At 61.6% G+C, this 12,704-nt stretch carries 10 protein-coding genes; 2 read left to right on the top strand and 8 right to left on the bottom strand.

Annotation, left to right across the window (positions count from 1 at the left end; translation table 11 throughout):
• Positions 1-5: 5 nt before the first annotated feature.
• Complete coding sequence (locus FGM15_05485; GenBank protein ID MBU3665315.1) at positions 6-773, top strand: outer membrane lipoprotein-sorting protein; 768 nt, start codon at positions 6-8, stop codon at positions 771-773.
• On the opposite strand, the gene FGM15_05480 is transcribed toward FGM15_05485, so the two are convergent.
• From FGM15_05480 to FGM15_05450, 7 genes are all read right to left on the bottom strand, one after another.
• Positions 770-1,915 (bottom strand): hypothetical protein, encoded by a 1,146-nt coding sequence (locus FGM15_05480; GenBank protein MBU3665314.1) that lies wholly within the window; start codon positions 1,913-1,915, stop codon positions 770-772. The genes FGM15_05485 and FGM15_05480 overlap by 4 nt on opposite strands.
• A 41-nt stretch (positions 1,916-1,956) precedes the next feature.
• A complete protein-coding gene (locus FGM15_05475) occupies positions 1,957-3,600 on the bottom strand; it encodes an alpha/beta hydrolase (protein ID MBU3665313.1) in 1,644 nt (547 codons plus the stop codon).
• Between the two features lie 87 nt (positions 3,601-3,687).
• A complete protein-coding gene (locus FGM15_05470) occupies positions 3,688-4,512 on the bottom strand; it encodes a hypothetical protein (protein MBU3665312.1) in 825 nt (274 codons plus the stop codon).
• Positions 4,254-5,987 (bottom strand): cyclic nucleotide-binding domain-containing protein, encoded by a 1,734-nt coding sequence (locus tag FGM15_05465; GenBank protein ID MBU3665311.1) that lies wholly within the window; start codon positions 5,985-5,987, stop codon positions 4,254-4,256. The genes FGM15_05470 and FGM15_05465 overlap by 259 nt, the downstream gene beginning before the upstream one ends.
• 24 nt (positions 5,988-6,011) lie before the next feature.
• Complete coding sequence (locus FGM15_05460) at positions 6,012-7,223, bottom strand: magnesium transporter (protein MBU3665310.1); 1,212 nt, start codon at positions 7,221-7,223, stop codon at positions 6,012-6,014.
• An 11-nt stretch (positions 7,224-7,234) separates the two neighbouring features.
• Positions 7,235-8,101, bottom strand: a complete 867-nt coding sequence (locus FGM15_05455) for a FecR domain-containing protein (GenBank protein MBU3665309.1) — start codon at positions 8,099-8,101, stop codon at positions 7,235-7,237.
• Positions 8,102-8,106: 5 nt separating this feature from the next.
• A complete protein-coding gene (locus FGM15_05450; protein ID MBU3665308.1) occupies positions 8,107-9,072 on the bottom strand; it encodes a hypothetical protein in 966 nt (321 codons plus the stop codon).
• Positions 9,073-9,098: 26 nt separating this feature from the next.
• Here FGM15_05450 and FGM15_05445 point away from each other — a divergent pair, with 26 nt between their 5' ends.
• Entirely contained in the window at positions 9,099-11,261 is a 2,163-nt protein-coding gene (locus FGM15_05445) for an adenylate/guanylate cyclase domain-containing protein (protein ID MBU3665307.1), read from the top strand.
• Positions 11,262-11,284: 23 nt separating this feature from the next.
• Here the strand turns inward: FGM15_05445 and FGM15_05440 are convergent, their stop codons facing one another.
• The gene (locus FGM15_05440; GenBank protein ID MBU3665306.1) at positions 11,285-12,502 is read right to left on the bottom strand and encodes an MCE family protein; all 1,218 of its coding nucleotides are present in this window, start codon (positions 12,500-12,502) and stop codon (positions 11,285-11,287) included.
• Positions 12,503-12,704: the final 202 nt, after the last annotated feature.

Here is a 12,704-nt window from a genome sequence, read left to right as displayed (position 1 = left end):
CGCTCATGAAGCTTCCTTTCCTCGCCGTCATTTGCCTGGTGTCTTTGATTTCATCGGTTGTTTGTGCGGAGGAACCGGAATCTCTCACCGCACCGGAACTCGCCGCGAAGCTGGCCTCCGCCGTTCAGGACGGGAACTCTGCGGCCCGCGCCCGCTTCTCAGTCCAACCGTCGCGCGGCGGGGAGGCGACGGTGCTCCAAGTGCAGATCAAATCGCACCGTGATGCCGAGGGGTCCGCGGTAGCCTACGAGGTGCAGTGGCCGGCCGGGCGCAAAGGCGAGCGTTTTGTCATCAGTCAAAGGGGCACGGGTCCGGCCAAGGGCGCTAGCTATATCCCGCCGGATCGTCGCGAAAGCATCACGTCCGGTCAGCTCTTGGGTTCGCTTCTCGGCACGGATCTCGCCTTCGCCGACGCGGTGGAAAACTTTTTTCTCTGGAAGAACCAGACGTTCTGCGGGCGCGAACAAATCGGGGGCACCGACTGCGTGATCCTTGAATCCAAGCCCGGCGCCGGTGACTCGAGTCCTTACGGCAAGGTCAGAAGCTGGATCGATCCGCGTCGGATGGTGGCGCTTCGTGTGGAAAAATCGGACAAATCGGGCCGAATCCTGAGGCGTATCGACTCGAGCCAGATCGTGAAAGACGACGTCGGCCGTTATGTTCCCGCGACCATGACCGTGCGGCGCGCGTCGGGTGAATCGGTGACGGAGATCGACGGTTCGAATCTAAGGCATGACGTCCGTTTCGCGCCTGCGGACTTTGAGATTCCTTAAACGTCGTTCTTCTTCTCGAAGACTTCGACGTCGAAAATGTTTCCCGATTCGGCCCGTCCCGTCGGTGCAAAGCCTCCGGTGGCCAGAAGGTCCTGCATCTGTTCGCGGGCGCGGTAACGGAAGCGCTTCCCGAAGACCTCCATGGTGCGAATCGCGCTGCACGTGCGGAAGGAGTTGGTGATGAGGAAGCCGCCAGCCGCGGTCATGGCGGACAACGCAGCCACGACATCGACGGCCTGCGGACCGCCATCGGGCGGTTCCAATCCGAGGTGCTCCTCCGTAGTAGTGAGAGTGAATCCGGGGAAATACTCGAGGATGCCCATCGCGGTCACCACGTCGAATCGCGCATCGTGCGCGGTTTTGCTCGATGCGTGCAGCAGGTCTTCTATATGCAAAACGATACCGTGGGGTGATCCTGTATGAAGAGCCAGGTGGCCGCCTGCCGCCGGCAGCTTGTTGATGAGGCGCAGCGCCTTTTCGATATTCCCGGGCTCCCGGTCGGTGATGGAGACGGAAATCAGGCGCGGGTCGTAGCCCTCCTGCAAGAGTCGTTCGGTGACAAGGATCATGCTCAGGCCGGTGCCGGCGGCCGCCGCCTTGAGACGGACGGCTTGTCCGGCCCGCAGGCGCCGCGAGGCGAGATCATGCGTCATGCGCGTTTCCCAAACGAGGCGCCACTGGACGTCGCGCGATTGCACGGCGTCGAGCATGATGTGGTCCCATGTGCCCGCGTTTTTGTAGATTTCCGGAATGAGCATCATGTAAACCGCATTCATCGGCGCGGCACCTTCCACAAATGAAGCAGTGTCTGCACGCGAGGGTTCGAGAAGCGTGCTCGCGTAGGGATGGCCGGAGCGCTCGAGTATGGAATTGCGATACACGGCAACGGGATGACCGTCCGGTCCCGTCCGTGTTTCGCATGTCGTGGTGCGATTCATCAGCCGGAAGGCGAACCGCCCGAGTGCGCGTCGCAGCAGGTTCGAAGGCCGTGGTGGTGCTCCTTCGAAAATCCTGCGGTTGAGGGCGGCGACGATCGCGCGCGCGGTTTCATCCTGCCCTTCGCCGTAAAGGGCGACAACCGCATCCATCGGTGACAGCGGCCCTGTGGCAAACGGCCGCGAAGTTATTTTGTTCGTCGCCATCGCGGTTTATTCGGGGAGGTGCGCGCGCCTGGCGAGCTTTTTCAGTCGCGGTGCAGGTTTTTGAGGAGGATGCGCTTGATCTCGGCCATCCCGAGCGGATGCAGGTGGCTCCAGTGCGCGCTGGGAATGATGCGCTCGCTTTCCGCCCCCTCCATGTGGCTGCTCCAATACGGCACGAAGCCGTCTGTGCTCTCCGGTTTCGTGCGATCGAGGTATCCTCCCTTGCCTCGGTCGCCGATGATCGAGTGGTAGGGAACCCCGGGCGTGGTCGGCAGCGAATCAACCGCTTTGACGACCAAGCTGTCGGGGTCGAGCAGATCGATGCTGTTGGGAAGGCGGTTGCGGTTGCGCAAACGGGCGGCGTTCTTCGCGGCTTGAATGGCTTCGCGGAAGACGTTTTCCGCGGTGATCGGGCTGCCCACCACGAGTGCACCGAGGCGGCCGAGGAAACTGCTGGCGCGTTCGCTGCCGCGGTGGGACGCCGATACGAAAATGACGCGGGAAACGCCGGGGGTGGATTTGAAGATCAGCGAGCGTGTGATAAGCTCACGCGTCTCGCCGGAGAACTGCGACTGCTCCGGTGGATGATCGAAATAGGCGTCCCACAGTGTCATGCCGCTGTCCGTGATGAGGAGGCGGCTGATCATCCCTCCCATGCTGTGGCCGATGACAACAGCGTCCTTGAGTCCGGGAAATTGCCGGCGTGCAAGCTGCCATTGGTTTCGCAGGATTGCGGCCGAGAGCGGGTAGGGAAGGCCGGACGGGTAGCTGAAGAACCAGAACTGGTAATTCTTGCGGATCTCCTCGTCACCACGCAGAAACTCGATAAGCGGAGCCCATGTCGCCGGCGAATTGCCCAGACCATGCACGCAGATGATCGGAATTTTTTGCGGGTTGAATGGCTGCAGCTTCGCCAAACGCGCGCCCCGCTCTTGCTCCTGCGGCTTGAAGAGCCCCATCAACTCCTTTTCCTGCAGTTCGGCAAGTGCCATGACAAGCGGCGCTTGGTAGTCCCCGGCAAGCGGGTAGCTGGCCCGGTCGAGTTCGACTGTTTCTTTGTCCAAGGGATCAATGAGGACGATCTCGCAGTCGCGGCCGCGGAAACGGATGACAGCGGTGAGCCCATAGTAAACATTCTTGCCTTGTGCGAAGGGATCGAGCTTGCGGTAGTCGAGGTCGTCGCCGATGACCACGATCGGAGCACCGAGTCCGCTTTTGCGGACACGCTCTCCGACAAGCTCGCCGTGAAGTTCGTAGCGGTCCGCGGGCGCGAATTCGAAGCGGGACGGATGATACCGGGCCTGCTTGAAGGGTGGAATGAGGCGCAGTCTCCAGGGCGTCCCGTCAGCCGATGGCGCTTCAAGCGCGCGGTCCCACGGTGCGTAACGCTGCGCGGCGATGATCTCCATAATCCGCGCCACGGCGAAGTTGTAGTCGCTTTGCCAGAGCGTGTTGTGCGGATCCTTCGACAGCTTGCGCCGTGCTTCGTCGGCTGCGTCGAGATAAGCCCCGATTTGGTCCATGGGCCGGGTGGAATGCTTCTCTTGGGCAAGAGCAAGAGTCCTTTGCTCCCTTGTCACAGCCAAGTCGGAAGGCTTCTTCCGGCTTGCCTTGGAGTATTCGGCGCAACCCGTCACCAGCAAAGCGGCGCCTATTGAAAATACCGCCGTGAGCCAACGTGTCATGATGACCGCAAAATCATCTGTGCACTGCCCCGATGTGTCAATGGAAGTGTGCTATGCACGAGTTCCAGCGGCACGCAGCGAATGTCCTCAACTTTCCGCGCCGTGGCCGAGCAACCCTTCCCGGATCGATTCCTGAAGAGGTCTTCCAATCCACAGACGCAGGATCACGTGGTAGAAATCCTCACCCGGAATCGCTCCGAGGCGCTGGTCGTCGAGTCCGAGAACCATTCCTTCGCCGGGAACAAAGTCCACCGTGATAACGCGACCTTTGGAAAGGTCTTCTCCGCTTCGAAGGTAGCCGAGGAAAGATTCAAGTTCGGGGGCGAACTTTTGCTTCTCCGCGGCATCGACGTTGCGGTCGATGCTCTCTTGAACCGTGGATAGAAATTTTTCTTTCTCCACCGGGCGAAGCATCTCCATGCGGATTCGCTTGGGTGCACGGTTGGTGGCCATGATGGCCTGCGCGTCGCTGCATGGTTGGTCGAGGAACAGTCCTACTTCATAGACCTTGAATCCCCAAACTGTTCGTGTCGCGGTGCCGTTGAGGACCAGATGTTGGCCCCCGACCTCCGCGGCCGAGGGAAAGCCGGCCGCAAAGATTTGGCCCGCAAGAAGGACGGCTGTGGCGACGGCCGCGAATACTGCGGTCTTTGTCATTGCCACAAAACCGGATCGACGTTTTCCAGATCGCGCCGCGCCTGGTCGTATCCTCGCTGCAACGCCGACTCGAAGCGGTCCCACTCGAGCAAGCCGATGTCGCCGACTGGCGATTCGATATAAAGGTCGGCCTCCCTGCGCCAAGCGCGTCCGCTGATGCGGCTGTGCAGGATCACCGAGCGCATGATGATGCCGATGGCATTGGGGTTGTCCGGGGCGCCGGGTGCGCGCGTTCCGGACCCACCTTGGTCGCATGCGATGATTCGCCCCGCGCCGTGCTCACGCAGGATGTCCGCCGGCAAATTGTTCACCACGCCGCCATCGACCAAAAGCTCGCCGTCTCCGACTTTGACCGGAGGAAAGACGCCGGGTATCGAAACGGTAGAGCGCAGCGCCTTCAGCAGCGAGCCGCTGCGGTGCACATGCGCTCCGGGATTTGTGATATTCGCCGATACGCAAGCAAAGCCTTTCCAGCAGTCTTCGATTTCGACATCGGGAAGCAGCTGGGGGAGCAGTCTGTCGAGTTTTCGGCCGGAAAGCAGCGAACTGCGCGGCACAAGAAGGTAATCGCGTTTTGTCGGGTTGGTTTTCACCATCACTGAGAACCGCGCCATCAGATCGTCCAAAGGCAGGTCAAGCGAGACACCCGATGCCACGATGGCGCCCAGGCTTGTTCCAGCCGCGGTGTCGAGGGGAATGCCATGCTCCCGGAGCGCGCGGATGACTCCCAAATGGGCGAATGACCGCGCCCCGCCGCCGGCGAAGGCAATACCGACCGCGCGCCCCGTGAGCCAGCGACCCAGACGCTGCCAATCCTCCCGCGAGTCTTCGCGCAGGTGGAAGCAACTCGTCGATTTGCAAGCGCGCAAAGCTTTTGCCGTTCCGGAGGGCCGGTTGCGTCCGTCGGGATGGAGGACAACGAGAATGCGCCGCGAGATTTCGGGAATAAGGTCATCGGGGAGCCGTGGTTCGCATCCGGGGCGGACCAGCACAAGGACGGCATCTGCGCTCCGCGCGCACTGTCTATTCCAAAGATCGTCCGCGGGGTCGCCCGCCATCGCAAGATGCGTGGCGAAGGCCTCCTTCTCGTTGAGCCAAATGGCCAGGCGGTGACGCCGGTCGACGGGAGTCCCGGCTCCCGACGGGGCTTCGTCCTTGGTTGCAAGGACTGCGTTATGGCCGCGTGCACGGATTTCGCCGGTCAATTTCGACGCGAATCCACGGGCATCGCAGGAGGGATCCGCGGAAAGGACCATGACTGAGAGCCTCTGCTTTTCCAGCGAGCGCGGACGGTTGGCGCGTTGGATGCGGTCGAATTGCACCTTGGCCACGTGGAAAACCGTCTGCGGGCACATGCGGGCGAGTTCGTTGAATGTCGCTTGGTCCAAGCCGGCGAGCACGCAGTCGCGCATCGCCTCCACCGTGGCGGAGCGAGGGGCGCCGGTGAGCAACGCCATCTCACCCACGGTCTCCCCGCGGCCGATGTCGCCTATGAACACCGGCTTTCCTTCGTCCTCGCGCATGGCGCGCAAGCGGCCGCTGACGACGACATACATCGCGTCGGCACTGTCGCCTTCGCGGAAGAGCGTTTCACCCGCGGCCAGCTCTTTCCAACGGATTGCCGGGAGAAGCTTTTCCCAGACGCCCGGCTCGAGGCCTCCCAGCTCTTCGTGCAAAACCTCCCGCAGGAGCGCGGCGTGCGACTCTTTCAGGGAGGCTTGGGGTTCCACGGGCCGTATCCTCGCCCCGCTCGCCTAAAGAATCAACCAAGTGGCCAAGCCAAGGAAGAGGCCCATGCTGACTACGTCGGTGGCGGTGGTGAGAAAGATGCTCGAGGCCGTGGCGGGGTCGGCGCCGAGACGGCGAAGGGTGGAGGGAACAAGAACGCCACACGCGCCGCTGACGATGCAGGCGCCGATCATCGCGAGAAAAACGATCCCGCCCAGTTGCCATGCCTGTGCGTTGCCTTGCATCTTGGCGTAGATCACCATTCCCGCGCCGGCGGTCAGGCCGACCAGCGCGCCGTTGGCCAATCCAAGCAGGGCTTCCTTCGTCAGGGCCGCCCACTCCTTGCCCTCTTTCATTTCGCCGAGAGTCATGGCGCGCAGAGCGACCGCCAAAGACTGGCAACCGGTGTTGCCCGACTGTCCCGCAAGCACGGGAAGAAAAACCGCAAGCAGCACGATCTTGTCCAACGTATTTTCGAAGAGGCCGACCACCGCCGCGGCGATGAAGGCCGTGAGCAGGTTGAGTTGCAGCCACGGATGGCGGAACAAAAAGCTGCGCAGCCAAGGTGTGGCGAGCCGTTCCTCTTTTTCCACGCCGACCATCGCGCCCGCTTGCGCCGTGAGTTCGAAAGCCTGCGCCTCGGCGAGCGCTTGACCACGGACCAGCCCGACCAGACGTCCGGAAGTATCGCACACCGGATAGACAGGGTAGTGGCGGCTGATCGTTGACTTCATCGCATCAAGCAGCGAGGTATGGGGATTCAGGCTGAATACTTCGCGCAGCATCAAGTCTCCGAGCCTTCGGTCGTGCGGATTCAACAGTAGATCACGCATGGTTATAACGCCGCTGAGCTTGTCTTTGTCGTCCGTGACAAAGCAGTAAGTGATGAACTTTTCTTTTGTGATCTCGCGCAGCTTTTCGATGGTCGAGCCCACGGTGTCATCCGCGCGAAAGACCGCCGCCGGCGGCTCCATCAGCGCGCCAACTGAATCCTGCGGATAACGGGCCTCCAGTTTCCATGTGCGCGCGATGTCCTCCGGCGTCACCGCAAGGATGGCGCCGAGTTTGTCCGGCGGGAGGTGACTCAAAATGTCTTGGGCGACGTTCGGGATGAGAGATTGGAGGGCCTTTGATGCTTCAAGAGGCCGCGCTTTTGCAATCAGCTGGGCGGCTTCACGACCATCCAGTGAAGCGCAGGTGCGAGATAGGTCCGATGATTCGTGGCCCTTACTAATCATTCGGTCGAATCTTAATAATTGTAGATGGTCCCACCATTGGTGCTTGAGCCACCTCCATGATAAATGTATGGCGGAGGAGTTGCCACTAGAGCCGGCGTTGGCAGTGGCACGGTATCGCGTCGGAAGTTCTGATTGTTCAGCGCGTCGTTGGCAATCAGCGCCGGATTGTTGAGCAGGTTCTCCGGAGTGACCGGGCCACCGTCGGACAAGCGCTTGTCGGCGATCATCTGCTGCTGGTTGTCGACGGTTTCCATGATCAGTCCCATCGACTCGAGTTCGCCTTCCTTGACCAGGCGCGACGTGCGGAGAATGCGTTTGACGTCCACCGGCACAGGATTCGGCAGACTCTTGGCGTTCGCGGCAACGGTGATCATTTCGCCGGGATTGAGCAGGACGGATTCGCCCAATTTTCCCTTGAGCGAAAGTCGGACCGTGCCTTCGAGCACGATCAACTTCACGGTTCCGGGGTTTCCCGGGCTGTATTCCATCATGAGCGTCGTGCCGGTGATCGCGGCCGTGACCGGCGCACTGTGAATTGTTGCTCCGCCGGCATCTTTCGGCACCTGCAGGAGGATGGTTCCATTTTCCAGATCCAAGCTGCGGGTGCCGCGCTGGAAGCTGAAAAGGGTGTTGGCCCCGAGCCGTGCCAAGGTGTTGTCGGAGAAAGTAAGTTGAGCGCGTGAGTTGCCGCCGGTGCGGACGCCGGTGTGGCCGCTGATCACTTCGCCGAGTTCGGCGGGCTCCGGTTGGTCGCCGGCCGGGATCACTTCAACTTGGTTGACAATCTTGCTGACCTTGGCCTGCTCCAGTCCCGCGGCAAACGCGGAGGCAGCGAGGAAAAGTGACGCGCATGCGATGAATCGGATGGAATTTTTCATGGCCGTCAAAATTTGTAGTTCGCCGAGATACCCGCGCCCGTGTTGAGCACGCTGTAGTCGTAGAAGTTCTCATTGGAGTCGTTGAACGACGAAGAAACGGATGCACCGACGCTGAAACGCGGGGAGAAAATCCAAGCGAGGCCGAAGCTGAGCACCTGGTTCCAGTCATTCCTGTTGATTTCGGGAAAAGGGAAATATGCCAATTGGTAAAAGAGATTGGCTTGCAGACGGCGCGTCAGATTCACCTGATAGCCGGCGAGCACGGCAAAGCGGTTGCGCACCGCGTAGCTCGGGTAGCCGTTGAGATTGATGTCCGATGCCAGTCCGAGCGTGGCCATGTGCGCACGGCTGAACACGAACGGCTTGTTCAAACCGAGGCGGATGGTTTGTTGGTAGAAAAGGGAAGAGTCGGATCCCGCGTCGGTCAGGAGGTTGTAGTTGTAGCGCGCGAAAGCGCTGAGGTCCTGCAACTCACGGAACAAGTAGATGAGCCCCGCTCCCAGGTCGAGGCTGTTGAAACTGTATCCGTTGTAGGTCGCGTAGCGGTAAAGTTGCTGCAGCGCGGTGGCCTCACCGTAAAGATTGCCCGTGATGCGCGGAACCCAGGAGGCACCGAATTGCATTGCGGTGAACCAGTCGGATTGCGCGCCGCCGTTTGTCAGCCCGGCGTTCGACGTGTAAAACTCCGAGACGTTGGAGAAGAGGGTGAACGCTTTGTAGCGATCGTTCGGAACAAGCAGCCTTTGTTCGCCGAGGTCCGCGTCCGCCGGGCTGGGCGGTGCGTAATCCGGGTCTTGGGCGAATAGTTGCCGGGTGATGGTTCCCATCATGTCCCGCCGCGCCACATCGGCATCGGTAGCCGACATTTGCACCGGAACCTGCGACTGGGCGGATGCGGTGGTGACGGCCAGCGGCGCGAGCAACAAGCCCGCGAGCATGATGGCCACGTATTGGGTCGGGTGTCTGGCCATAAGTGAGGGTTTGAAATTCATCAAACATGACCGTTGTGCATGCAAGCCAAAACGTGCCATTTTTCCGCCTTATGGCCCGTAAGTCAGCCTTTGGCACAAACCTCTCGCGGCGATCCGCAAAGCGCTTGGCTGTTCTCGGCGCTGTTTGCACCCTTTGGGCGGCGATTTTCGCGATCCTCTCCGGTCCGCTGACCATTGTGCCTTTGGAGTTGGCAGAGCTTTCGCTCCAAGATGCAGTGGTCAGGCATGGGACCAAAACGTCCACTCCGGAGAACTACGTTTTCCTGGCGCTCGACGAAGCCAGTCTCGACCTCAGCCAGCTTGATCCGGAGGAGATTGCCGCAGATCCCGCGCTTGCCCTCATGGCGCAGGAGTTTCCTTGGTCGCGCGCGGTCTACGCCGCAGCGGTCGAAAAAGTCCTCGGTGCCGGCGCGAAGACCGTCGTGCTCGACGCGCACTTTCCCCTGGCCGGCGAAGGGGACGAGGTTTTGCGCGACATCTTGCGGCGTTATCCCGGTCGTGTCGTGATTGCCTCGCTTTACATGGACTCGGAAATGTCCGTCGCGCCGGACGCGGTGCTCTATCACCCGCCTGCCGACACCATCGTCGCTCCGGGCGACGAGGCCAACGCGTCCGTCGGATACGCGAACTTCTGGCCCGAAGCCGACAAGGTTGTCCGCGCCGCCCATTACCGCATGACCGATGCTGACCTGCTCGGGCGCCCTGGGCTAGGGGGCGAGGTGCGGTCCTCGCTCGGCGCGATTGCACTCCGGCAAGCGGGATTGAAGCAGGACTTTCCCGCGGCGGGTTTGATGCGCTTCTGCCAACCGGACTCGTTTCCAGTGGTTCCGCTCTGGCAGCTCTTCGTTCCCGACCTCTGGAAGGCGAACCTCAAAGACGGCCAGATCTTTCGCGACAAAATCGTTCTCGCCGGTCCGCTGGCCGCGCGATTCCGCGACTTTTTCCGCACGCCGGTCGGCACCTTGCCCGGACCGGAAATTCACCTGCATGCGATGGCGGCTGCCCAAGTGGGAGCGTTTTACCGGCGCGCCACCTCCGGCTTCGTGATGGCCACCTGTTTTGCGCTTGGCGCCGTCGCGTTTGGCGTGAGTGCGTGGATGAGGCGTCCGCTGGCCGCGTTGGCGGTTCTGGCTTTGGCGCTTGCGGCTTTCATGGGTGCGGCGTTCCTGGTCTACGACTTTGCCGATTTTCTGCCCGGGCTGCTTTATCCCGCCGCCACGCTCGTGATGGCCGGTCTCACATGCTTCGCTTATGATTTCGCTCTCGAGCGGCGCGAGAAAACCCGGGTGAGGCGCAGTCTCGAGCGTTATGTCTCGCGTGATGTCGTGCGCGAGTTGCTCGACCACGAAAGCGACGTGTTGGAGCGTCTCGGCGGTTCGCGCCAGGACGTGGCCGTGCTTTTTTCCGATCTGCGCGGATTCACCGCCATCACCGAGCACGCGGAACCCGCGCAGCTCGTGGCCGACCTTAACGAATACCTCGGGGCCATGGTCGAAATCGTTTTCCGCAATCGTGGAACCCTCGACAAATTCATCGGCGATGCGGTGATGGCCGTGTGGGGAACGGTCGATTCGGTCGGGCCGCGCGAGGACGCCGCTCGCTCCGTGCGCACGGCTGTGGAAATGCTCGGTGCGGTCCGTCGCATGCGTGAGCGCTGGGCGCAGCGAGGCGCCCCGGATTTGCGGCTCGGCATCGGCTTGAATGCCGGCCCCGCAATTTTCGGGAATATCGGATCTGACCTGAAAATGGAGCCGACTGTCATAGGCGACACCGTCAATCTTGCCTCGCGGTTGGAGAGTTTGACCAAGCGCTACGGCGTGGAACTGCTCGCCAGCGAAACGGTGGCGGCACTGGCGTCGGGCGAATTCGCTTTCCGGACACTCGACACCGTGCGCGTGGTCGGGCGCTCGACGCCGGTCACAATTTACGCAGTCCCCCTCGATCCGGACGGTGCAGCGTGCCGTCCGCGGTGGCTGGAGAAACACGAGGAGGCGTGGGCTCACTACCGTGCGCGCCGTTTCGATCGCGCCGTCGATTTGTTCTCGTCGATCGCGGACGAGCTTCCCCGGGACAAAGCATTGCTTGCCATGATCGACCGCTGTCGCGGCTTTCAGGCCTCTCCGCCGCCCGACGAGTGGGAGCCGGTCATGGTGATGGAAAGCAAGTGAGCCTTTGCGCGCCTCGATGAGCTTTATTCGCGCGGCTTCTGGCCTTGAGGCACGAACAACTTCATCAGCCACGCTTTGCGCAGGTCGGTGATAAGGCCGTCGGCCTTGAGCGCAACATCATTCGATCGGCGCACGAGTTTTTCCAATTCGGGTGCCGAAGTCTGCACCGATTTGTCCACGCGGAGCGTGGCTTGGCGCAGGGCGGCGAGAGTTTCTTCGGCCTGGTCCAGCAAGGCAGGCAACTCTTTTTCGATCTTGCCGCTGACGAGAAGAAGGTTTTCGCGCGCTTTGTTGACATCGCTTTCTTCGGCGGCCAGTTCCGCGACAAACTCGCGCGTGGTTTGCGCGGTTTGTCGCGCATCGGACAATGCAGGGGGGATTTCCTTGAGCATCGATCCCGTCAGCGTGCGCAGTTCGGCCAAAGCCACGTGCATGTCGCCGTCGGGCCGGTTCAAGTCGCCGAACATCCGTGTTCCCGCGTCGATCAGCGGACGAAGCTGCTCTTCCAGCGCCGAGGCCAACTCCCCGATGCTTGCTTCGCGCCGGAAAGGCAACTCCGCCCCGTCGGCCAGGGCAGGCAGGTCCTTCGAACCGGTGGATAACTCGATGTAGGGGCTTTCCAGCGGACCGCGGCCCGCGAGCACCGCGGCAGCATCCGAACGCAGCCATTGCGCCGCGCGTTTCTGCACCCGCAGCATCACGCGCGGTTGTCCGGCATCATCCAGTTCCACCCGGCTCACGCGCCCTACACGGATTCCTTGCACGCTCACATCCATTCCGGCCGTGATCCCCGCCGCGTCGCCGGGCGAAGTGCGGAAGATTGTGACAGGCTGGAAAAGATCCTGCCGCCAACCGAGCACCGCGGCCATCAGCACAACGAGCACCACGAGTGCGGTCAAAAAACTTCCGACCTTGAGTCCGAGGTGCCGGAACCGCGGATCGCTCTCCTGCAAATATTTCATGACTGCGGTGGGAGAATATTTCCGCGTATGCCCGCGGGCAAAGCCGATTCGGTCTGCAGGACGAGCCATGCGGCATCGGGAAGCGCCTCCCGCAGCCAAACAAGCGCACGCGAAACATGGCTGCTCGCTCTGGCCTCCAGGGCATGGCGCATATCGCAGGCGATAATTGCCTCCGGTTGGGCGACCCACGCGCGGAGAACGGCGGCAAGAGCGCGGGCGAGGGGAGAGAGTTGGTGCGGGAGTTCGCACAACTTTTTCACCGGGAACCATTCGCGCCATGGTTCGGACTCAAGCAGGTGCTGCAAGCGGGCGGCGGCTTCCTCCAAGCGCTCCGGATTCCGCCAAAGAAACGGCAAAAGAATATTCTCCCCGGTATTGACGTTGCTCACGAGTCCACCGTCCGGGGTCATGGGCATGACGCGCCCGAGCAGGCGCAGCACCTCTTTCTCCCGCAGCGCTGCGACATCTTGATCGAACCACA

It is taken from the genome of Chthoniobacterales bacterium (assembly GCA_018883245.1).
GTDB lineage: Bacteria > Verrucomicrobiota > Verrucomicrobiia > Chthoniobacterales > JACTMZ01 > JACTMZ01.
This window is presented reverse-complemented; position numbering and strand designations above follow the sequence as displayed.

Excerpts from the sequence above, each read along its gene's own strand:
- FGM15_05485 (MBU3665315.1), top strand. The coding sequence starts at position 6 with ATGAAGCTTCCTTTCCTCGCCGTCATTTGCCTGGTGTCTTTGATTTCA.
- FGM15_05480 (MBU3665314.1), bottom strand. The coding sequence starts at position 1,915 with ATGGCGACGAACAAAATAACTTCGCGGCCGTTTGCCACAGGGCCGCTG.
- FGM15_05475 (MBU3665313.1), bottom strand. The coding sequence starts at position 3,600 with ATGACACGTTGGCTCACGGCGGTATTTTCAATAGGCGCCGCTTTGCTG.
- FGM15_05470 (MBU3665312.1), bottom strand. The coding sequence starts at position 4,512 with ATGCGACCAAGGTGGGTCCGGAACGCGCGCACCCGGCGCCCCGGACAA.
- FGM15_05460 (MBU3665310.1), bottom strand. The coding sequence starts at position 7,223 with ATGATTAGTAAGGGCCACGAATCATCGGACCTATCTCGCACCTGCGCT.
- FGM15_05455 (MBU3665309.1), bottom strand. The coding sequence starts at position 8,101 with ATGAAAAATTCCATCCGATTCATCGCATGCGCGTCACTTTTCCTCGCT.
- FGM15_05450 (MBU3665308.1), bottom strand. The coding sequence starts at position 9,072 with ATGGCCAGACACCCGACCCAATACGTGGCCATCATGCTCGCGGGCTTG.
- FGM15_05445 (MBU3665307.1), top strand. The coding sequence starts at position 9,099 with ATGACCGTTGTGCATGCAAGCCAAAACGTGCCATTTTTCCGCCTTATG.
- FGM15_05440 (MBU3665306.1), bottom strand. The coding sequence starts at position 12,502 with ATGGCGCGAATGGTTCCCGGTGAAAAAGTTGTGCGAACTCCCGCACCA.